Origin of the sequence: Streptococcus sanguinis SK1 = NCTC 7863 (assembly GCF_000194945.1) — a bacterium.
In the GTDB taxonomy this organism is placed as follows: domain Bacteria; phylum Bacillota; class Bacilli; order Lactobacillales; family Streptococcaceae; genus Streptococcus; species Streptococcus sanguinis.
Genome location: NZ_GL878507.1, coordinates 162346 through 181782, shown reverse-complemented (window position 1 = coordinate 181782; position 19437 = coordinate 162346). Strand labels below are relative to the sequence as shown.

Below are 19437 nucleotides of genomic sequence, written 5' to 3'. Positions count from 1 at the left end.
TAGAAAGCCTCAATACTCCTTCTTATTATAGCCAAAATCCGCCAAGTCCAGCTTCTTGTCCCGCCAATTTTTCTTGACCTTGACCCAAGTTTCTAGGAAGACCTTGTCCCCCAGCATGAGCTCAATATCGCGCCGAGCCATGGATCCGATTTTCTTCAGCATGGATCCACCTTTACCGATGATAATGCCTTTTTGGCTGTCACGCTCCACCATGATAGTTGCTCGGATATGGACCTTGTCCGTCTCTTCGTCTCGCTTCATGCTGTCAACAACCACTGCCACTGAGTGGGGAATTTCCTCCCGCGTCAACATCAACACTTTCTCCCGAATCATCTCAGACACCAGAAAGCGCTCCGGATGGTCGGTAATCTGGTCTTCTGGGAAATACTGGAAGCCTTCCTCCAGATTCTCACTGAGAATATCAATAAGATAGGACACATTATTGCCCTGCAGGGCTGAAATCGGCACAATTTCTTTGAAGTCCATCTGCTGACGGAAATCATCAATTTGCGCTAAAAGCTGATCTGGATGGACTTTATCAATCTTATTAACCACCAAAATAACTGGCACCTTAGCCGCTTTCAGGCGCTCGATAATCATGTCATCGCCCTTGCCACGCGGCTCATCAGCTGGCACCATGAAGAGGACGGTATCCACCTCACGCAGAGTGCTATAGGCCGCTTCAACCATAAAATCACCTAGAGCCGTCTTTGGCTTGTGGATTCCCGGCGTATCGATAAAGACAATCTGCTCCTTATCCGTCGTGTAAATTCCCATAATCTTATTGCGTGTGGTCTGAGCCTTATCACTCATGATGGCAATCTTTTGCCCCATAACATGATTCAAAAAGGTTGATTTCCCAACATTAGGACGTCCTAAAATAGCTACAAAACCTGATTTAAAAGTCATTCTTTCACCTCTATTATTTCCATTAAAACAGCAGAAAATCGGCAGTCTCCCCCGATTTTCAAATCTTTAAAAAATCCAGTCCCAAATTTTGGGAACAAAAATAATCAGCCCTGTCACAACAGCAAAGCCAGACACGACCAGAACAGCTCCCGCTGCCATATCCTTGGCATTCTTGGCCCGCATAGAAAAGTGGTAATCGCTGGCCAGATCCACGACATTTTCAATGGCAGAATTGACAATCTCAAAGGCAATGACCAGAAAAATGCTCAAAAAGAGAAAGAGCCATTCTATAGCGGACAAGTCAAAAATCAGTCCCGCAACTATCACTGCCAAAGCCGAAAGGACATGCTTGCGCAGATTGCGCTCCTCTTTAAAGGCTGTAAAAATACCGGTTAAAGCAAATTCCAGACTCGAGACCACATCTCGATTTTTCCATTTGCGTTTGTTATTTCCTTGTGAGTCCATAAGCAGTTAAAATTTCTTCCTGTAAACCAAACATTTCTGCTTCTTCTTCCGGCGTATAGTGATCATAGCCATTGATATGCAGAAAACCATGCACTGCCAAAAAGCCCATCTCCCGCTCAAAGCTGTGGCCGTATTCCTCTGCCTGCTCACGCGCCTTGTCCACTGAAATGAACAGCTCGCCGATATAGGCGTCAAAATCCTCCAGCATCTCAGCTAGCTCAGGATGGTCCAGCAAATCCTCCTCGTCAACAGAGACGTCCAGCTCAGGCTTATACTCCAAGCTAATCACATCCGTTGGCCGATCCGTATCTCTATATTCTAAGTTGAGTTCATGACTGCGCTCATTGCTGACAAAAGTCACAGCCATTTCCTTCTTTTCCTTGCCCGTTTTCTGGGCCGCAAACTCCAAAATTTCCTGAGTCTGTTTAAGAATCTCTTCCGAAACCTGACCCGTCTCATCTACCATTTCGATATACATATCTTACCCGCTTTGCTAGTATTACCTTATTATATCATATTTTGACTCACTTTAGGGAGCCGAGGGCAGGGTTTTGGAAAATAGCAGAGCAGATTTGTCAACCTCTCACTGTAAAGACAAAAGCAGCTATTTTTATTATGTTCTTTCCCGAAACTTTGCCTTTCACTACCTACTATCATTGACAAAAAGAAAAGGCTGGGAAAACCCAACCTTGTCCTACAAGATGCTAATTGCCGGGATCGAACCGGCGACCTCATCCTTACCATGGATGCGCTCTGCCAACTGAGCTAAATCAGCGTACCTATCTAATATATCATGTAGATAGGTGCTTGTCAATATCCTTTCTCATTTTTTTGCAAAATAATCTTCCCTAGTCAGATAGTAATGAACCCGTGTCACAATGCGGCCTTGCTCATGCTTGTCTAGTGATGCATAAGGCTCTTCGTGGGAATATTTCATACCAGACTTGACCATAACCCGGCCAGATGCTGGATTATCGACATCGTGCAGCGCTACAAGTTTGTTCATCCCGATTTCCTCAAAAGCCAGCTTGATGACTGCGCGATTGGCCTCTGTCGTATAACCCTGATTCCAGTATTTTTTATTGATTACATAGCCGATAGCCGCTGTTTTCAAGTCCAGCCTGATCTTATGCAGGTCAATAGTCCCAATGAATTTGCCGCTTTCCTTCACTTCTATTCCCCAGCGCCCCAGAGGATTGGCCAGATAAAAGAGAGCGATATTATTGCGTGTTTCTTCCAGGCTTTTGTTAGTCTCAAAGGTATAGCGAGTATTTTCCTCATCCGAAGCGTACTCAAACATCGCTGGGGCATCTTCCAAGGTCACTGGACGCAGAATCAACCGCTCAGTTTCCAGTCTGGTATGACGAGCCAATTTGACATAGATATTTTCCATCAGGACCTCCTAGTTTTTCTTAACAGAATAGCACAATTCACTAATGAAAGCAAACCGCTCCGATTTTTTCTTGATTTTTAAAGCGTTTTCATATACAATAAAAACATCTTAAAAAAGGAGCATATTTTTTATGTTAATCGGTATTCCAAAAGAAATCAAAAACAATGAAAATCGTGTCGCTCTGACACCAGCTGGTGTTCAAAGCCTCGTTGGTAAAGGACATGAAGTGCTGATTGAGACAAATGCAGGGCTGGGATCTGGTTTTACAGATGCAGACTATGAAAAGCAAGGTGCAAAAATCGTCCCTACTGCTGCAGAAGCTTGGGCAGCTGAGCTAGTGGTCAAGGTCAAAGAACCTCTGGCAGCTGAATATGGATTCCTGCGTGATGACCTCTTGCTCTTTACCTACCTGCACATGGCTGCCGCTCCTGAGCTTGCAGATGCTATGACCAGTGCCAAGACGACTGGTCTGGCCTATGAAACTGTCCGCGATCAAGATGGACAACTGCCACTCTTGGTACCTATGAGTGAGGTAGCTGGACGGATGGCTGTCCAAATCGGAGCCCACTTCCTGACTAAGCGCGAAGGTGGATCTGGCGTACTTCTCGGTGGCGTACCGGGCGTTCCGAAAGGGAAAGTAACCATCATCGGTGGCGGTGTCGTAGGGACCCATGCCGCTCGTATTGCTCTAGGACTAGGCGCTCAAGTGACTATTCTGGATATCAGCGCTAAGCGTCTGTCTGTCCTAGAAGATGTCTTTGGCCATCAAATCCAGACCCTCATGTCTAATCCGTTCAATATCGAAGCTAGCGTTCGAGAAGCAGATGTCGTGATCGGTGCCGTCCTCATTCCAGGTGCGAAGGCTCCGAAACTGGTGACAGATGATATGGTTAAGCAAATGCGTCCAGGCTCTGTCATTGTAGACGTAGCCGTTGACCAGGGCGGTGTCATCGAAACAGCCGACCGCGTAACGACTCACACCGAGCCTGTCTATGAAAAACACGGTGTCCTCCATTATGCAGTTGCTAATATCCCTGGTGCCGTAGCCCGCACTTCTACCATCGCCTTGACAAATGTCACCCTTCCTTATATTGAAGCCTTGGCAGAGAAAGGCTTCAAGCAAGCCATTACAGATGACCAAGGACTGCGCCAAGGTGTAACAACTTACCAAGGTCATATCACCAGCCTGCCAGTTGCAGAGGGCCTCAACAAGGACTACACATCTATTGACGAACTCGTTTAGTTGATTATTTCAACTTTAAAATCAATCTCACAAAAAAGAGCAGGAATAAATCTGCTCTTTTCGTATGTTATTCCATTTCTTCTGGCTCAGTTGCAGCCTCTTTAACAGGAGCTGGTTCATAAGCCCTGATAATCTGCGCCACCACTGGATGACGAACGACATCCTTAGCTGAGAAATGCACAAAATCGATCTGGGAGATGCTCTTCAATTTCTCCTGAGCATCAATGAGTCCTGATTTAACATTGCGAGGCAGATCAATCTGGCTGATGTCTCCATTGACAATCATCTTGGACTGAAAACCAAGGCGTGTCAGAAACATCTTCATCTGCATGATGGTGGTATTCTGTGCCTCGTCCAGAATCACAAAGGCATCATCCAGCGTCCGCCCCCGCATATAGGCTAAGGGTGCAATCTCAATGATTTCTCGCTCCATGAGGCGCGTCGTCTGGTCCTTACCCAAAATCTGATACAAGGCATCATAGACCGGACGCAGATATGGATCAACCTTTTCCTTAAGGTCACCAGGCAGAAAGCCCAAACTCTCACCAGCTTCAACCGCTGGCCGTGTCAGAATAATTCGCTTGACCTGACCACGCTTAAGAGCAGTCACGGCCAAGGTCACCGCCAGAAATGTCTTCCCTGTCCCGGCTGGACCAATCCCAAAGACAATATCATGATTTTTAACACTATCCACATAAATTTTCTGGCCAAGTGTCTTGACCCGAATTGGCTTGCCATAACTGTCCTTGATAATCTCTTCTTCGTAAAGAGCTACAAACTTATCAATTTCGTCATTTTTGACCATGGTAATGGCTGTCACAACATCGGGAGTACCGATAATCATGCCACGATTGACCAAGACCAACAGTGCTTGAATGACCTGTCGAGTCTCCTCGCAGGCAGCCTCCGTACCCAAAATCTGCACAATCTCGGTTCGGGCATGAATGGTTACCTTCAATTCCTGCTCCATTAGGCGCAGATGGCGTTCATTAGAGCCAAAGAGATGAAAGGCATCATCTGGATGGCCCAGTTTCAATTCTACTGAATGTTCCTGCAAACAAAGAACCTCTCTAATTTATTTTTTTGAATGAATTATCTTTATTATATCAAAGCAAGCAGAAAATGACTATCCCTAGCCACTATCTACTCAATGTGCCTGATATTCTTCCCAAATAGCATCGAACTCGCCCAAGTTAAAGGAAAAATTTGCATGCTCCTCCAGAAAACGACTGACCTCATCAAAATCATCCGTATGCTTTGGAAAGGCCGTATCCTGAAAAGCCAAATCCGCCAAAATAGCCTTGGGCTCCTTGCTCTTAGGATTGCGCTCTGTCATCAGCCAGCTGTAAAAAGATTTTCTCATGGGTTCCTTTCATTTCTTTAAGACAGTATCCTTCCAAGCATCAGCTCTAGATACGTGATTCTTTATCCTCACACCAACTCCGTTCCAGTCGGGTCCTGCTTGATTTTACCAGCTTTCATCAGCCCACCCAGAGCTTTTTTAAACTGGCCTTTGGAAATGCCAAATGTAGCCTTGATGTCGTCTGGTGAAGATTTATCGTTCAAAGTCATAAAACCGCCATTGCTCTCCAGATAGGTCAGAATCATCTGGGCATCGTTTTCCAACATTTCAAAGGAGCGAGGCTTGAGAGAGAGGTTAAGAGTGCGGTCTACTTCACGGAAGCCAATTACCCGCGCGTCCAAGACCTGACCAAGACGTGGCTCTGCATAGCGCTCACTCGGATGAATGAAGCCCAGCATATTATTCTCCGGCAGGTAGACAAAGGTACCAGAAAGCTTGAGCCGATAAACGATGGCTGGCCAGTTTTGGTTCTGCATGTTATTATAGGCAGGACGAGCCAGACGCTGGAAATCCTCCTGATAAGCCAGTTGGCCCCAGATGCGGTCTTTCTTATCTACTTCCAGACGGATATAAAGGAGGTCACCCTTTTTTGGCCAGAGTTCCTTGATTTCTGGCAAGATGTCAAGTGACACAACGATTTGTTTATCCGGCAGACCGGTATCGACAAAGACACCTAGATCCTTTCGGACCTCCGTTACTGTTCCCCAGCCAAACTGGTCTTGAGTAGCTGTAACTTCAAGAGTTGTCAGGCGAAGCTTCTGCTTCATATCGCTGTAGGCAAAGCCTTTGACAGACTGCCCCAGCTCATGCGCCCCCTCTTCCTTAGAAAGAGCGTAAACCTGACCATCCTTTTGAACAAAGTAAAAGCGATCATTTTCATCCGTGATGATACCCACGATGAAGCTGGCAAGATTTGTATTCATATAGACCTATTTTCTACCTTGCTTCTTCAAACCGGGCAAGGATTTTTGATGTTAAAACAACTCAGTCAGCCAAAGCCAACTGAGTTTTGATTCTGATAAAAATGTTAAACTTCTAAAAGTTCTTTTTCTTTATTTGCTGTCATCTCGTCGATATGTTTGACAGCATCATCCGTTACTTTTTGAATATCCTTTTCCAAGGTCTTCAATTCGTCTTCAGTGATTTCTTTGGCTTTTTCCTGCTTCTTAGCTTCGTCCATAGCATCGCGGCGGATGTTACGGATGGCAACTTTAGCATTTTCACCGACCTTTTTCACTTCTTTAGCCAAGTCACGACGGGTTTCCTCTGTCAGGGCTGGAATGACCAGACGAATCACAGAGCCATCGCTGGCTGGAGTAATCCCGAGGTCAGAAGCATTAAGCGCACGCTCAATGTCCTTGATAGAAGACTTGTCAAAAGGTGTCACCAAAAGAACACGCGCTTCCGGAATCGTAATCGAAGCGATTTGATTGAGCGGAGTTTCTACTCCATAGTACTCCACATGGATGCGGTCCAAAAGGCTGGCATTGGCGCGGCCTGCACGGATGCTGCCAAATTCACGAGCCAAACTTTGGTGCGAGTGGGTCATTCTTTCTTTTGCTTTTTCTACAATTGCATTTGCCATGAGTTTCTAATCTCCGTTCTTATAAATTATTTGATACTGTTGTTCCGATTTGCTCACCGATAACAACGCGTTTGATATTGCCCGGCTCATTCATATTAAAGACAACCAAGTCAATGTCATTGTCCATAGACAGGGTCGAAGCCGTTGAGTCCATAATCCGCAGTCCCTTGCTGATGACATCTCGGTGAGTCAGCTCATCAAACTTAACAGCGGTCTTGTCTTTCTTAGGATCGGCATTGTAAACACCATCTACGCCATTTTTGGCCATGAGAATCGCATCTGCTTCAATCTCTGCTGAGCGCAATGCAGCGGTTGTATCGGTTGAAAAATAAGGAGAACCAATACCTGCACCGAAAATGACGATACGGCCTTTTTCCAAATGACGAAGGGCCCGACCTCGGATGTAAGGTTCAGCAACCTGCTGCATAGCAATCGCAGTCTGCACGCGCGTATCTACACCGACTTGCTGCAGCGAATCCGCCATTACCAGCGCATTCATGACAGTGCCCAACATACCAGTATAATCGGCCTGCACACGATCCATACCCGCTTCTGCTGCCGGCTCACCCCGCCATAGGTTTCCACCTCCGATAACCAGAGCGATCTGAACTCCCAAATCATGAACTTCTTTGATTTCTTCCGCCATCTTCTGAACGGTTTGAATATCAATACCAACGCCTTTTTCACCGGCAAGAGCTTCACCCGACAACTTAATCAAAATACGCTTATACTTAGGTTCTACCATTTTTTTACTCCTTATTTTATCTGTACTATTTTACCACATTTTGTGATTTTTATATAGTTAAATCACTGAAATTTTTCTTTTTCCTTTTTGTAAAATAGCAGAGCAGACAAGCTCATTTCACAGAAAAACCAGCCCCATCATCAGATAGAACTGGGAATAAATACTTCAATCATCTTTTACAAGGTCTACTCACTGCTTGAGCGACTGTTTTCTTTCATGCTTAGCTAAGAGCGGCAGGATGACACCCAGACTGATCAAGACGATTGGGGTCAGGATATTTGTCAAGAGAGAGAATTGCCAGCCTGCTGGGTCTTTGGCAAAGTCCACTTTCGGAACCATCCCTAAAATGCAGGCAAAGGCTGTAAAGAGGAAGCACCAAGCTCCGATAGCAAAGCCAACTTTAGGATTTTTGGTAAACTTGTACTCGGCATCCTTGTACTTCTTCCAGGCCTTGTTCAACATCATGTAGGCCAGGAATACCCAGAGATAACGCATGGGCATAACGATGGAATTGAGATTGGTCATCCATTTGACCAGGCCGTCAATTTCTTTGATTCCAAAGATAGGCAGAATAATTAGTAAGCTAACCAAAATCCCAGTCAGGATGTAACCGTTAATTAGGACTCCTTTTGATGTCCGCTTGCGCAGCCAACTTGGGACAAACTCTTCATCTGCATTATTGAGCATGATTTGCAGAGGTGCGTCAATAGAGAAAGCCAGTGCAGCAATCTGTCCAACCATATTGGTCAGGGCATAGATGACTACTAGTACATTGCCTACACCCCAGTAGTTGCCCAGCATTTGAAAAGCTTGGTAAGCACCGTTTCGCATCAGATCCTCAGGAATATTGCTGCCATCAAAAAGCATGCCCATAGCAATAGAGCCTAGAATAGCAGATGCACCAACCATGACAGCCATGACAATCATCCCCTTTGGAAATTCCTTGGCTGGATTGCGTGTTTGGTTAACGTAAGGCGAGATTTTCTCAGCCCCGCCGACCGCAAAGACTAAGAGGGAGATAGTCGTGAAATAAGAGAAGTCAAAGTTGGGAATGTAAGTGCTAAGCTTATCCATATTAGCCGTCGCAAACAGCATGTCAGGTTTGATAAAAGGTGCCCCGACTGCTAAGAGGACAAAGAGGAAAGACATAATCAGCATGGCACTTCCTGCCAAGCCCCCAATCACCTTGAGCGTGGACAGCCCCTTGGTGGACAAATAGAGAAAGGCACCGAAAATCAGCAAGCTAAGAATAACAATCCAATGAATATCAAGGCTGCTCAAAAAGTCACCATTCCCCTGAATAGCCCAGCCCAGCGGAATCAAAACTCCCTGCGGCTTCTGAGCCAGATAGGGAATGTGCACCACCCAGTAAGTCCAGGCCGCAAAATAAGCCAGTCGCTTGGTAGAGGTTTTCTCCACCCAGTCGCTGACACCGCCTCCGCTCTCCTTAAAAGTAGAGCCTAACTGTCCCACGATGAGGGCATAGGGAATAAAGTAAATAGCCAGGATAAGAATCCAAGAAACAATCACTGAAATGCCCTGCTGAGAGTAGTTATTAACCACATTCCCCAGACCCCAGACCATATTAAAAGCAATCAGAGATACCATCAGCCAGGTTAGCTGGTTCTGATCTTTTTTCATGACACCGTCTCCTTTTGTTATAAAATAAATTGATTGGATATTATTATAACATGTTTCTATGAGTTTGTAATCGCTATCAGCGTTTTTATTTCAAAAAAAGAACTACCCAAAGGCAGTTCAATTAATTCTTAAAGTGAGTTTACGTCAACCTTGATACCAACACCTTGTGTAGTAGTGATAGTCAGGTTAGTTACGTAAGTACCTTTAGCAGTAGCTGGTTTCGCTTTTTGGATTGTGTCGTTGAAAGCTTTGAAGTTTTCAACCAACTTGTCAGCTTCAAATGAAACTTTACCAATGATAGCTTGTACGTTACCTGCACGGTCTGCACGGTAAGTAATCTTACCACCTTTAGACTCTTCAACTGCTTTTGCAACGTCCATTGTTACAGTACCAGTCTTAGGGTTTGGCATCAAGTTACGAGGTCCAAGGACACGTCCAAGGCGACCTACAAGTGCCATCATATCAGGTGTAGCGATTACTACGTCAAAGTCCAACCAACCGTCGTTGATTTTTGCAACGAGGTCATCTTCACCAACGAAGTCTGCGCCAGCAGCTTTCGCTTCTTCTGCTTTAGCACCACGTGCGAAAACAAGAACGCGTGAAGTTTTACCAGTTCCGTTTGGCAATACCATTGCGCCACGGATTTGTTGGTCAGCTTTTTTAACGTCGATGTTCAAGTTGTAAGCAACTTCTACAGTTGCGTCGAATTTTGCAAAGTTAGTTTCTTTTGCAAGTGCTACAGCTTCTTCTACGCTGTATGCTTTTGTGCTGTCGATTTTTTCAAGAGCAGCACGAAGTTGTTTGCTTTTTTTAGCCATTTTATCTTTCTCCTTGTAAGTGGTTCAATCGATTTTCATCTCCCACGTCACTCGTCAATCTGATCAAGTGTAGTGCGGGCAAATGGGACGAGCGTTATTGATTAGTCAACAACAGTGAATCCCATAGAACGAGCAGTACCTTCAATCATACGCATTGCAGACTCGATGTTTGCAGCGTTCAAATCTGGCATCTTAGTTTCAGCAATTTCTTGTACTTGCGCACGAGTAACTGTTGCAACTTTCGTTTTGTTTGGCTCACCAGAACCTTTTTCAACACCTGCAGCTTTCTTCAAAAGAACAGCAGCTGGCGGAGTCTTAGTCACGAAAGTGAATGATTTGTCTTCGTATACTGAGATAACAACTGGAATAATCATACCAGCTTGATCAGCTGTACGAGCGTTGAACTCCTTAGTGAATCCCATGATGTTGATACCGGCTTGACCAAGCGCAGGACCAACTGGTGGAGCTGGAGTAGCTTTACCAGCAGGGATTTGCAATTTTACAAGTTTTTCGACTTTTTTAGCCATTTTTAAATCCTCCTTTGTGGTTTTGGCGGTAAATAAAGATTTTTACCTCCCACAAGTATGCTTTTCGCATACCTTTCTATTATACACTAAACTTTGTTAAATGCAAGGAATTTTATCTTCTTTTTTGAATTTTTTGTGGTAAAATAATCTTATGACACTATTAAAGATTGCTTCGATTTTATTTATCTTTTTAACTTTGATTTTAACCACTATTACTGTGCGAGTTTTTCAATTAAGAAAATACGGTTTAAACTTTGCGGACTTGGCTTTTCCGCTTTTTGTTGTGGAATTTTATATCATTTCAGACAAGGCCTACTACCACAGCTTGCTGCCCCAGCTGACCCTAGCTCTCTCAGTTCTCGCTATCGCAATAACCATCTATTTTCTAAAGAAAAAAAGGAGTTTCTACTATCCTAAGTTCTTTAAGTTCTTCTGGCGGGCAGGTTTTCTTCTGACCTTCTTCATGTACCTAGCCATGGTCATCGGACTCTTTTTGTAACAATGTAAAATAAAACCCATCGGTTATAAGATAGCCGATGGGTTTTCATATGCGGGACTTACAAGTCGTTCTTTTGCCGTGAAAGAAGAACCTTACGATGCTCCTAGTCTTATTCATGAATCTCCAGAGGCAGGCCATCCGGATCAAAGAAGAAAGCCATCTTACGGCCGTCAAAGTCGTCATAGCGCAGCTCGGTATGAGGAATCTCCAAACGGTCAAATTCCGCTAGCGTTTCTTCGACATTTGTCACTCGGAAGGCCAGATGCCGCAGACCCGTATGCTCTGGAGCAGGCAGGGCTGGCCGCTTGGGAGCTTCTTCCTTGATAAAAATTTCCAGAGTTAGATTTCCCTTGCGAACATTAAAGAGAATATCCTGCTTGTCCAGCCGATGGTGCTCATCCAGCTGCTCAAAGCCCAGCTTGTCCACATAAAACTCCCTAGTCTTGGCATAATCATGGCCAATGATGGCTATATGGTGAATGGTATCTAGTTTCATACCTTCTTTTCCTTTCCTTGGCAATGTGTAAGTAGAGAAAATCTGCCGGCTGACTGCTGGCAGATTTGTTTTTATCAAATGATTATCTTGCTAGCAGACTAGTGAAATTAGGATCAATTCGTCTGCAAAACCTTTCTCGGCTTGGTTCCCTCGGCTGGTCCGATAACGCCTGCCGCTTCAAGTTCTTCCATAAGACGAGTAGCCCGGTTAAAGCCGACCGAGAGTCGCCGCTGAATCATAGATGCGCTGGCTTTCTGAGTCTCGATAACCAAGGCCTTGGCTTCTTCAAAGAGAGGATCGCCTTCATCATCGCCCCCACCAGTATCTAAATCACTTTCAGATACTTCACCAGGATCAAAGCTATCATCATAATCAGCTTCAGCTTGATTTTTGACAAAGGCTACGATTCGCTCAACATCTTCATCTGAGATAAAGGAGCCCTGCAGACGAACCGGATGGTTTTCATCAATGGGCTTAAAGAGCATATCCCCACGCCCCAAGAGCTTCTCTGCTCCATTTTCATCTAGAATGGTACGACTATCTGTCCCGCTGGACACGGCAAAGGCAATCCGAGATGGCACATTGGCCTTGATCAGACCGGAGATAACATCTACTGATGGTCGCTGGGTAGCCAGAATCATGTGAATCCCAGCTGCACGCGCTTTTTGCCCTAAACGGATAATAGCGTCTTCCACTTCCTTGCTGGCCACCATCATAAGGTCAGCCAGCTCGTCCACGATGACGACGATTAAAGGCAGGGGAACCTGCTTGTACTCTGATTGGGCATTGTACTCGGCTACTTTGGCGTTGTAGCCGGCAATGTTACGGGCACCTACCTTAGAGAAGAGTTCATAGCGGTTTTCCATCTCATCCACAACCTTCTGAAGGGCACGGCTGGCCTTGCGAGGATTGGTCACGACTGGGATAAGCAAGTGAGGAATGTCATTATAAACGGACAGCTCCACCATCTTAGGATCCACCATCATAAACTTGACTTCATCCGGTCTGGCCTTCATGAGAATGCTGGCAATAATGCCGTTGACAGCCACAGATTTACCAGAGCCAGTAGAGCCAGCCACCAAGAGGTGGGGCATCTTAGCCAAGTCAAAGGAGCGAACAGAGCCGTTGACAGCCTTACCAAGCGGGATTTCTAGGAGCTTACTAGCATCCGTCTTAGACTGATCCCAAAGTTCTCGGAAAGTCACGGTCGCAACTTCAGAGTTGGGCACTTCAATCCCGACTAGGGATTTTCCAGGAATCGGCGCTTCAATCCGTACATCCTTAGCAGCTAGAGCAAGAGCCAAGTCATCAGCCAGATTGGAAATCCGATTGACCCGAACACCAACAGCTGGCTTGACCTCGTACTTAGTGACGGAAGGTCCGATTTCAGCCCGCTCAACAGCAGCCTTGATGCCAAAACTAGCAAAGGTCTCTTCCAAAATCTTAATATTGTCTCGGACAATACGCTTTTCCTTGGACTGATTTTTAGGCTTGTCAGGCGCAAAGAGATTGATAGTAGGCAGCTTATAGTCCAGACTTTCCTTAGCGGTAAAGTCCACTTCAACGTCTACGTCTGCTTCCGCTTCCTCCGTCTCTTCTTCGCGACCAAAGTCCAGAGGTTCATGAGGGTCATACTCTCCCAGTTCCTCATAGTCTGCTTCGTCAAAGTCCACAGCTGCATCTGACAAGTCCTCGTCATCTAAAATCTCTCCTATCTCAGGATCGACTTCAGCTTCTTCTTGCTCTACTTCAATGGCTTGCATCGCTGCCTGTGCAGCTTTCTCTTCCTGCTCCAGGAAACGGAGCTGACGCTTTTCTTCCTGCTTCTCTCTCCAATTTTGAAAGGCTGCCATAGCCTTTTCTGAAATATCATAGATAGACCAAGGGCTCATAAGCAGACCGCCCAAAAGAATAAGCAGCAGGCCGAAGAAATAAGAACCGATATTTGAAAAAAGGAAAGAGATTGGTGCGTACAGGAGAGAGCCCAGCAGGCCGCCACCCGCGAAGGAGCTGACCTTAAAGGCTGTCAGATCAGTCAAGACCCTGCCTAGAGTTGTGGATAAGACAGCAGCCCCTTCTAGCTTCAACACACTGACGAAATAAGCTTGGAAGATTAACTCCAGTCCCAAAAAGAGGCTGATAAAACCTGAAACCGTCCCCTCGTGCTTGTGCAGCCACTTGAAAAAAAAGAGATAGCCAAAGCTGGCCAGAATAGCCAGATAGGCCAAGCTTCCCACCAAGAGGCGAATCATATTATAAATAGTAACCCCAAAGGCGCCCAGCTTAATTGCTGCAAACAAAAGAATAAGAGCCAGCACAAAGGTGGCAATCATTCTCTTTATTGCTTTTTGTCTTTCTAATTCTGCTTTTGTCGGCCGGCGAGTTGTCCGGCCTTTTTTCGTGTTTTTCTTAGTTGCCATAACCCTTATTATACCATATTTGAGCCTTAGATGAGAAATCTTTTATCTAAATCAGAAGCAAAAAAAACTTATTTATCCACGCAAAAAGAACTGGACTAGCCAGTTCTTATTTCACTATCACGTAATTTCTTATTATGCCTCTGGCATAACCGCCCAAGCAATCAAGTAAGCCAAGACACCTGTACCTGCCACACAGACCAAAAGAATCCAAATAACACGAACCAAGGTTGGATCTAAATCAAAGTAGTTTGCGATACCAGCACATACACCAGCAATTTTCTTGTTCTTGACATCTCTTGTCAGTCTTTTCTCCATGGAAAACACTCCTTATTATTTTTAATCCATTTATTTTACCATATTCTTTCATGATGTACAAGGCTGCCTACTACTAAACTTCTTCTGTATTTAAAACTTAATCTCATCAAGATAAATGTGTTCTCTCTATCATTCTCTTGGCAAGTCCAAGTAAAACTCTTGTTCTTGTGGTAGAATAGAGGGAAATTCTAATTAGTAAACAGCAAAAATATTTCAGGAGGAAGATAATGTGAGCTGGAGTCATTCTTTTCAATCCTCAAACCAAGCAGATACTGCTCATCCACCGCTGGAAAAATGGAGAAGAGTATTTTGTGATACCGAGCGGCGGAGTCGAGTCAGGTGAGACTGCAGTCCAAGCAGCTCAGCGGGAAATTCAGGAAGAACTGGGTTGGAGCTTGTCTGAGGAGCAGCTGCAGCCAGCCTTTACTTTCAGAAATGGCCAACGCCTAGAAATCTATTTCCATGCCACTATCAGCCATACATCAGCACCAATGATTCAGGGCGAGGAAGCCCTTCGCAGTCATGCCCAGAACATCTATCAACCTGAATGGTTAGACATAGAAGCAATTCGCAACCTGAACTTACGGCCAGCAGGACTTAAAAATCTTCTTATGGATTGTCTGACACAGGAGGGTTTGAAAAACTAGCTTAATTGTAGTAAAATATCAGTAGTTTACAATCTAATGCGAGAAAGGTCTTATATGAAAAAAATTCTTCTTATTAGCCTCTTATCAGGACTTGTCTTGGCTGGCTGCTCTGGTAAAGGTAAGAAAGAGGAGACTACTAGCTCCTCCAACTCATCCAGCAGTTCTTCGCTAGTGAGCTCTAGCTCTGACCCAGAGGAAACCAGCAAACTCCGTGAGCAATTCAAGGATGCCATGACCAACGAAAATGCCAATTTTCCGCAGCTATCTACAGAAGTTGCTGAAGATGAAGCGGAAGTCAAGTTGATAACGACTGAAGGCGATATCCGTATCAAGCTCTTTCCAAAACAAGCCCCACTAGCCGTTGAAAACTTCCTGACCCATGCTAAGGAAGGCTACTATGACGGCGTTTTGTTCCACCGCGTTATCAATGAATTTATGATTCAGACCGGAGATCCTAAAGGCAACGGCACTGGAGGCGAGTCTATCTGGAAGGGAAAAGACAAGTCTAAAGACTCTGGAAACGGCTTTAAAAATGAGTATTCTCCATATCTTTATAATATTCGTGGCGCTCTATCCATGGCCAATGCAGGCCCTGACACCAATGGCAGTCAGTTCTTCATCAACCAAAGCAAGAAAGATTTGACTAGCCAAATGTCTACAGATTCTTTCCCAGCTAAAATCATCGAAGCCTATAAAAACGGTGGAAATCCTACTTTAGATGGCGGAGCTTATACCGTATTTGGCCAAGTGCTGGAAGGGATGGATGTGGTGGACAAAATCGCTGCCGCAGAAACAGACGATAATGACAAGCCTAAAAAAGATATCAAGATTGAAAAAATCGAGATTATCAAGGACTATGACTTCAGCAAATAAGCTGACCGCCCAACCAATAAAGGAGGGAAATCAATATGATTATCTGGGGATATAGAGGATATCAGAAAAACTTAGGACAGACCCAAAGCAATATCGAGTGTGCCAACTGCCACAACGTCGCACCTTGGGACATTATTGAAACCGGCCGAAAGTTTACACTCTATTGGATTCCTACCTTTCCTTACGGTAGAAAACATTACCTCGCCTGCCCTGTCTGCCAGCATGGCAAACAGATTGAAAAGCAGGAAATCGAGCAGTTTTTGAATTATTAGCAACAGAAAGAGACGATTCTCAATGAACCGTCTCTTTTCTTTTTTAAATTTTATCAAGTCAACTGGTTAAAATCCCAGATCTGGTCCATCCAGCCTTCATAGAAATCAGGCTCATGGCAGACCATAAGGATGCTGCCCTTGTATTCTTTCAGAGCTCGCTTAAGCTCCTCCTTGGCATCTACATCCAGGTGGTTGGTCGGCTCGTCCAGCACTAGAACATTATTTTCTCGGTTCATGAGGAGGCAAAGACGAACCTTGGCCTGCTCCCCACCTGAAAGGACCTGGATCTGGCTCTCGATGTGCTTGGAAGTCAGACCACATCTGGCCAGAGCTGCTCGGACTTCTGCTTGGTTAAGGGCTGGAAAGGCGTTCCAGACTGCTTCCAGCGGTGTCTGACGATTGCCGCCTTCTACTTCCTGCTCGAAATAGCCCAGCTCTAGATAGTCCCCACGCTCGACTTGACCTGCAATAGGTGGTATAATCCCTAGCAAACTCTTGAGCAGGGTTGTTTTTCCAATCCCATTTGCCCCGATGATCGCCACCTTCTGATTGCGCTCAAAGGTCAGGTTAAGGGGCTGGGTCAGCGGTCGGTCATAGCCAATCTGCAAATCCTCAGCCTGAAAGATAAAACGGCCAGGTGTACGGGCAGGCTTGAAATCAAAGGAAGGCTTTGGCTTCTCACTTTGCAGCTCAATAATATCCATCTTATCCAGCTTTTTCTGGCGGGACATAGCCATATTACGGGTAGCCACACGGGCTTTATTGCGAGCCACAAAGTCCTTGAGGTCCGCAATTTCCTTCTGCTGGCGCTCGTAGGCTGCTTCTAGCTGAGATTTTTTCATCTCATAGACCTCTAAGAACTGGTAATAATCACCAGAATAACGAGTCAAGTGCTGATTTTCCACATGGTAGACGATATTGATGACGTCATTCAGGAAAGGAATATCATGCGAGATTAGAACAAAGGCATTTTCATAGTTCTGAAGGTAACGCTTGAGCCAGTCAATGTGCTCCGCATCCAGATAGTTGGTTGGCTCGTCCAAGAGCAAGATATCCGGTTTTTCCAGAAGCAGCTTAGCCAAGAGAACCTTGGTCCGCTGCCCACCAGATAGCTCCGTCACATCGCTTTCCATACCGTAGTCCATGACACCTAGAGCCCGTGCGACCTCGTCAATCTTGGCGTCCAGAGTATAGAAATCCCGGCTCTCCAAGCGGTCCTGCAGCTCGCCAACTTCTTCCATCAGAGCATCAACATCGGCCCCTTCCTCAGCCATGCTCATATAGATTTCATTGATACGGGCCTCCGTCTTGAAAAGCTCGTCAAAGGCTGTGCGCAAAACTTCACGGACAGATTGGCCTTGCTCCAAAACAGCATGCTGGTCCAGATAGCCAGCTGTCACATACTTGGACCACTCGACCTTGCCTTCATCCGGCAGCATTTTACCCGTCACAATACTCATAAAGGTTGACTTTCCCTCACCATTGGCACCGACTAGGCCGATATGCTCACCCTTAAGCAGACGGAAGGATACATCCTCAAAAATAGCCCGGTCTCCGAAACCGTGGCTGAGATTTTTCACTTCTAAGATACTCATTTTTTCTCCTCTATCATTGATTGCAGTTCCTTGATTATACCATCAAAAGGGATTTTTTGGCAAGATAGAAGAAAAGGAAAAGCCAGCCACTTAAGTCTCGCCTGCTTGTTCTCAATTCGCATGATGTGTATGCTTGGTAATCCACTGGGTCAGTTTGATTTTCAGCCAAAAGCCATAAATACCAAAGGTAACAATGGTCAGGAGCCACCACTTGATCCAATTTCCAAAAAGCTGCATAGCAGTACCGTCAAAGTAAAGACGGTGCCCGTCAATAACTGTATGTTTTATCTTCCAATTATACAGAATACACATGCCCCAAGGTGCACAAATTCCCAGTGTAAATACTGTAATCAAGGTAGCTAAAATCACATGACCGATGTAAGAAAAGAGACCACCATCAAAATAAGACTCTTTGTACATACTTTCTCCCCCTTTAAACCAACTCTTTCAGAAATTGAATCAGGGTCTCTGCAGAGCGTTTACCAGCTTCAAGAATAAATTCATCAAAAGTGACATTAGCATCATGACTTGCCGTATCGCTCATGGCGCGAATAACCATAAAGGGCAGGCCAATCGAATGTGTAGCTTGAGCAATAGCTGCCCCTTCCATCTCGACAGCAAGGACATCTGGAAAATGCTCCTTGATGCGATCAATCTTGTCTTGACCGGCAACAAAGCTGTCACCTGTTGCAATCAAACCTACTCTGGCCTTTTGATGGGTCTTTTCCAAAATTTTCTTCATTTCAGAGACCAGATAGCGGCTCGCTTCAAAATAGAGCGGCTGCCGTGCCATCTGACCGTAGTCATAGCCAAAGGCCGTCACATCCACATCATGGTAGACCAGACGATCTGCGACCACCACATCGCCGATAGCCAGACCTTCAGCCACTGCTCCAGCTGAGCCTGTATTAATCACGGCTGTAACCTTGAAGTCATTGACCAAAACAGCCACACTCATAGCGGACATAACCTTGCCAATCCCGCTTTCGACCAACACCACTTCATGATAGCCGATGGAGCCCGTATGATAGACATGACCCAAACGCAGGTGCTTCTGCGGGTTTTCTATATGCTCCAGCAGAATCTTCAACTCCTCAGGCATGGCTGCGATAATTCCAATTTTCATATAATACCTCAAATCATCTGATGAAAAAGAAGCTTAGACAGGCTAGGCTTCCTTTTAAGTGCAATAGAGCAGGTTTTTAAGGCCACCAAATAATAGCAGCAATCAAACCAATCAGCAGGATAACCACCCAAAGGAGAATCTTATTGAGTTTGGCTTGAAAGAGGCTCCGCTTTTGGTTTTCAATCCGACGGCTCTTAGTCACGGTCGGATCTACCTCAATGTGCAGAGTCTCATCCGTAAACTCCTCTTGGTTTTGAGCAGTCTGATGGCCAAATTGACTCTGATACTGCTGAGACCGAGCTTCTTCATAACCAAAGCGGTTTTGAGGGCTTTGATAGCCAAACTGAGTATCCTGTCGGCTAGACTGCTGCGAGCTAAAGGAGCTTCTGCCAGTTGAAAGAATCTTAGTTTCTTCATCATCCATGAGAGGCGGCCCCGAAATATCCTCACCGCGGTTAGCCCGCTCAATGATTTCATCTGTTAATAAAGCTTTTCCCATTGATCT

Annotated in this window: 24 protein-coding genes and 1 tRNA gene; 5 read left to right on the top strand and 20 right to left on the bottom strand. The window is 45.3% G+C overall.

Annotation, left to right across the window (positions count from 1 at the left end):
- Positions 1-9 precede the first annotated feature (9 nt).
- From era to HMPREF9378_RS09900, 5 genes are all read right to left on the bottom strand, one after another.
- Positions 10-909: a GTPase Era gene (era, locus tag HMPREF9378_RS09880; RefSeq protein WP_002899886.1), complete on the bottom strand. Its 900-nt coding sequence runs from the start codon at positions 907-909 to the stop codon at positions 10-12.
- A 66-nt stretch (positions 910-975) separates the two neighbouring features.
- Positions 976-1374 (bottom strand): diacylglycerol kinase family protein, encoded by a 399-nt coding sequence (locus tag HMPREF9378_RS09885; protein ID WP_002894866.1) that lies wholly within the window; start codon positions 1372-1374, stop codon positions 976-978.
- Positions 1355-1852 (bottom strand): rRNA maturation RNase YbeY, encoded by a 498-nt coding sequence (ybeY, locus tag HMPREF9378_RS09890; protein WP_002899885.1) that lies wholly within the window; start codon positions 1850-1852, stop codon positions 1355-1357. Before ybeY ends, HMPREF9378_RS09885 begins: the two co-directional genes overlap by 20 nt.
- 224 nt (positions 1853-2076) lie before the next feature.
- Positions 2077-2149: transfer RNA gene (locus tag HMPREF9378_RS09895), tRNA-Thr, on the bottom strand.
- 48 nt (positions 2150-2197) lie between these two features.
- The gene (locus HMPREF9378_RS09900; RefSeq protein WP_002899884.1) at positions 2198-2767 is read right to left on the bottom strand and encodes a GNAT family N-acetyltransferase; all 570 of its coding nucleotides are present in this window, start codon (positions 2765-2767) and stop codon (positions 2198-2200) included.
- A gap of 130 nt (positions 2768-2897) precedes the next feature.
- On the opposite strand from HMPREF9378_RS09900, the gene ald reads away from it, so the two are divergent.
- Positions 2898-4010, top strand: coding sequence for an alanine dehydrogenase (gene ald, locus HMPREF9378_RS09905; RefSeq protein ID WP_002899883.1), 1113 nt, complete (start codon positions 2898-2900; stop codon positions 4008-4010).
- 67 nt (positions 4011-4077) lie between these two features.
- Here ald and HMPREF9378_RS09910 read toward each other — a convergent pair whose 3' ends face one another.
- The 8 genes from HMPREF9378_RS09910 to rplK all read right to left on the bottom strand — a co-directional run bounded on the left by HMPREF9378_RS09910 (position 4078) and on the right by rplK (position 10689).
- On the bottom strand, positions 4078-5067 hold the full coding sequence (locus tag HMPREF9378_RS09910) for a PhoH family protein (RefSeq protein WP_002913322.1): 990 nt from the start codon (positions 5065-5067) through the stop codon (positions 4078-4080).
- A 90-nt stretch (positions 5068-5157) separates the two neighbouring features.
- Entirely contained in the window at positions 5158-5373 is a 216-nt protein-coding gene (locus HMPREF9378_RS09915; protein ID WP_002894860.1) for a YozE family protein, read from the bottom strand.
- A 68-nt stretch (positions 5374-5441) separates the two neighbouring features.
- Complete coding sequence (gene cvfB, locus HMPREF9378_RS09920; protein ID WP_002899881.1) at positions 5442-6296, bottom strand: RNA-binding virulence regulatory protein CvfB; 855 nt, start codon at positions 6294-6296, stop codon at positions 5442-5444.
- A gap of 104 nt (positions 6297-6400) precedes the next feature.
- Positions 6401-6958 carry a ribosome recycling factor gene (frr, locus tag HMPREF9378_RS09925; protein ID WP_002894858.1) on the bottom strand — a complete coding sequence of 186 codons (558 nt, stop codon included), beginning with the start codon at positions 6956-6958 and terminating at the stop codon, positions 6401-6403.
- Between the two features lie 19 nt (positions 6959-6977).
- On the bottom strand, positions 6978-7703 hold the full coding sequence (pyrH, locus tag HMPREF9378_RS09930; RefSeq protein WP_002894857.1) for a UMP kinase: 726 nt from the start codon (positions 7701-7703) through the stop codon (positions 6978-6980).
- A 189-nt stretch (positions 7704-7892) separates the two neighbouring features.
- On the bottom strand, positions 7893-9344 hold the full coding sequence (locus HMPREF9378_RS09935; RefSeq protein ID WP_002899880.1) for an APC family permease: 1452 nt from the start codon (positions 9342-9344) through the stop codon (positions 7893-7895).
- A 128-nt stretch (positions 9345-9472) separates the two neighbouring features.
- The gene (rplA, locus tag HMPREF9378_RS09940; protein WP_002894855.1) at positions 9473-10162 is read right to left on the bottom strand and encodes a 50S ribosomal protein L1; all 690 of its coding nucleotides are present in this window, start codon (positions 10160-10162) and stop codon (positions 9473-9475) included.
- A gap of 101 nt (positions 10163-10263) precedes the next feature.
- On the bottom strand, positions 10264-10689 hold the full coding sequence (rplK, locus tag HMPREF9378_RS09945) for a 50S ribosomal protein L11 (protein ID WP_002894851.1): 426 nt from the start codon (positions 10687-10689) through the stop codon (positions 10264-10266).
- 151 nt (positions 10690-10840) lie between these two features.
- On the opposite strand from rplK, the gene HMPREF9378_RS09950 reads away from it, so the two are divergent.
- Positions 10841-11188, top strand: a complete 348-nt coding sequence (locus tag HMPREF9378_RS09950; protein WP_002897148.1) for a DUF3397 domain-containing protein — start codon at positions 10841-10843, stop codon at positions 11186-11188.
- 109 nt (positions 11189-11297) lie between these two features.
- On the opposite strand, the gene gloA2 is transcribed toward HMPREF9378_RS09950, so the two are convergent.
- The 3 genes from gloA2 to HMPREF9378_RS09965 form a co-directional block, all read right to left on the bottom strand.
- Positions 11298-11684: an SMU1112c/YaeR family gloxylase I-like metalloprotein gene (gene gloA2, locus HMPREF9378_RS09955; RefSeq protein ID WP_032908113.1), complete on the bottom strand. Its 387-nt coding sequence runs from the start codon at positions 11682-11684 to the stop codon at positions 11298-11300.
- A 113-nt stretch (positions 11685-11797) separates the two neighbouring features.
- Positions 11798-14104 (bottom strand): DNA translocase FtsK, encoded by a 2307-nt coding sequence (locus HMPREF9378_RS09960; protein ID WP_002913320.1) that lies wholly within the window; start codon positions 14102-14104, stop codon positions 11798-11800.
- Positions 14105-14236: 132 nt separating this feature from the next.
- Positions 14237-14419 carry a PspC domain-containing protein gene (locus tag HMPREF9378_RS09965; RefSeq protein ID WP_002894843.1) on the bottom strand — a complete coding sequence of 61 codons (183 nt, stop codon included), beginning with the start codon at positions 14417-14419 and terminating at the stop codon, positions 14237-14239.
- Positions 14420-14661: 242 nt separating this feature from the next.
- Here HMPREF9378_RS09965 and HMPREF9378_RS0110820 point away from each other — a divergent pair, with 242 nt between their 5' ends.
- The 3 genes from HMPREF9378_RS0110820 to HMPREF9378_RS09975 are packed head-to-tail and all read left to right on the top strand — an operon-like array spanning position 14662 to position 16211.
- Positions 14662-15066, top strand: a complete 405-nt coding sequence (locus HMPREF9378_RS0110820) for an NUDIX domain-containing protein (protein ID WP_223330912.1) — start codon at positions 14662-14664, stop codon at positions 15064-15066.
- 54 nt (positions 15067-15120) lie between these two features.
- Positions 15121-15939: a peptidylprolyl isomerase gene (locus tag HMPREF9378_RS09970; RefSeq protein ID WP_002894840.1), complete on the top strand. Its 819-nt coding sequence runs from the start codon at positions 15121-15123 to the stop codon at positions 15937-15939.
- Between the two features lie 35 nt (positions 15940-15974).
- Positions 15975-16211, top strand: coding sequence for a zinc-ribbon domain-containing protein (locus tag HMPREF9378_RS09975; protein WP_002913318.1), 237 nt, complete (start codon positions 15975-15977; stop codon positions 16209-16211).
- Positions 16212-16264: 53 nt separating this feature from the next.
- Here the strand turns inward: HMPREF9378_RS09975 and abc-f are convergent, their stop codons facing one another.
- The 4 genes from abc-f to macP form a co-directional block, all read right to left on the bottom strand.
- Positions 16265-17806, bottom strand: a complete 1542-nt coding sequence (gene abc-f, locus HMPREF9378_RS09980) for a ribosomal protection-like ABC-F family protein (protein ID WP_002899873.1) — start codon at positions 17804-17806, stop codon at positions 16265-16267.
- 111 nt (positions 17807-17917) lie between these two features.
- Positions 17918-18226, bottom strand: a complete 309-nt coding sequence (locus HMPREF9378_RS09985) for a DUF898 family protein (RefSeq protein ID WP_002899871.1) — start codon at positions 18224-18226, stop codon at positions 17918-17920.
- A 13-nt stretch (positions 18227-18239) separates the two neighbouring features.
- Positions 18240-18932: a 5'-methylthioadenosine/adenosylhomocysteine nucleosidase gene (locus HMPREF9378_RS09990; protein WP_002899868.1), complete on the bottom strand. Its 693-nt coding sequence runs from the start codon at positions 18930-18932 to the stop codon at positions 18240-18242.
- 76 nt (positions 18933-19008) lie between these two features.
- Entirely contained in the window at positions 19009-19431 is a 423-nt protein-coding gene (gene macP / locus HMPREF9378_RS09995; RefSeq protein ID WP_002899866.1) for a cell wall synthase accessory phosphoprotein MacP, read from the bottom strand.
- Positions 19432-19437: the final 6 nt, after the last annotated feature.

Coding starts and splice junctions, on each gene's coding strand:
- era (WP_002899886.1), bottom strand. CDS start 909: ATGACTTTTAAATCAGGTTTTGTAGCTATTTTAGGACGTCCTAATGTT.
- HMPREF9378_RS09885 (WP_002894866.1), bottom strand. CDS start 1,374: ATGGACTCACAAGGAAATAACAAACGCAAATGGAAAAATCGAGATGTG.
- ybeY (WP_002899885.1), bottom strand. CDS start 1,852: ATGTATATCGAAATGGTAGATGAGACGGGTCAGGTTTCGGAAGAGATT.
- HMPREF9378_RS09900 (WP_002899884.1), bottom strand. CDS start 2,767: ATGGAAAATATCTATGTCAAATTGGCTCGTCATACCAGACTGGAAACT.
- ald (WP_002899883.1), top strand. CDS start 2,898: ATGTTAATCGGTATTCCAAAAGAAATCAAAAACAATGAAAATCGTGTC.
- HMPREF9378_RS09915 (WP_002894860.1), bottom strand. CDS start 5,373: ATGAGAAAATCTTTTTACAGCTGGCTGATGACAGAGCGCAATCCTAAG.
- cvfB (WP_002899881.1), bottom strand. CDS start 6,296: ATGAATACAAATCTTGCCAGCTTCATCGTGGGTATCATCACGGATGAA.
- frr (WP_002894858.1), bottom strand. CDS start 6,958: ATGGCAAATGCAATTGTAGAAAAAGCAAAAGAAAGAATGACCCACTCG.
- pyrH (WP_002894857.1), bottom strand. CDS start 7,703: ATGGTAGAACCTAAGTATAAGCGTATTTTGATTAAGTTGTCGGGTGAA.
- HMPREF9378_RS09935 (WP_002899880.1), bottom strand. CDS start 9,344: ATGAAAAAAGATCAGAACCAGCTAACCTGGCTGATGGTATCTCTGATT.
- rplA (WP_002894855.1), bottom strand. CDS start 10,162: ATGGCTAAAAAAAGCAAACAACTTCGTGCTGCTCTTGAAAAAATCGAC.
- rplK (WP_002894851.1), bottom strand. CDS start 10,689: ATGGCTAAAAAAGTCGAAAAACTTGTAAAATTGCAAATCCCTGCTGGT.
- HMPREF9378_RS09950 (WP_002897148.1), top strand. CDS start 10,841: ATGACACTATTAAAGATTGCTTCGATTTTATTTATCTTTTTAACTTTG.
- gloA2 (WP_032908113.1), bottom strand. CDS start 11,684: ATGAAACTAGATACCATTCACCATATAGCCATCATTGGCCATGATTAT.
- HMPREF9378_RS09960 (WP_002913320.1), bottom strand. CDS start 14,104: ATGGCAACTAAGAAAAACACGAAAAAAGGCCGGACAACTCGCCGGCCG.
- HMPREF9378_RS09965 (WP_002894843.1), bottom strand. CDS start 14,419: ATGGAGAAAAGACTGACAAGAGATGTCAAGAACAAGAAAATTGCTGGT.
- HMPREF9378_RS09970 (WP_002894840.1), top strand. CDS start 15,121: ATGAAAAAAATTCTTCTTATTAGCCTCTTATCAGGACTTGTCTTGGCT.
- HMPREF9378_RS09975 (WP_002913318.1), top strand. CDS start 15,975: ATGATTATCTGGGGATATAGAGGATATCAGAAAAACTTAGGACAGACC.
- abc-f (WP_002899873.1), bottom strand. CDS start 17,806: ATGAGTATCTTAGAAGTGAAAAATCTCAGCCACGGTTTCGGAGACCGG.
- HMPREF9378_RS09985 (WP_002899871.1), bottom strand. CDS start 18,226: ATGTACAAAGAGTCTTATTTTGATGGTGGTCTCTTTTCTTACATCGGT.
- HMPREF9378_RS09990 (WP_002899868.1), bottom strand. CDS start 18,932: ATGAAAATTGGAATTATCGCAGCCATGCCTGAGGAGTTGAAGATTCTG.
- macP (WP_002899866.1), bottom strand. CDS start 19,431: ATGGGAAAAGCTTTATTAACAGATGAAATCATTGAGCGGGCTAACCGC.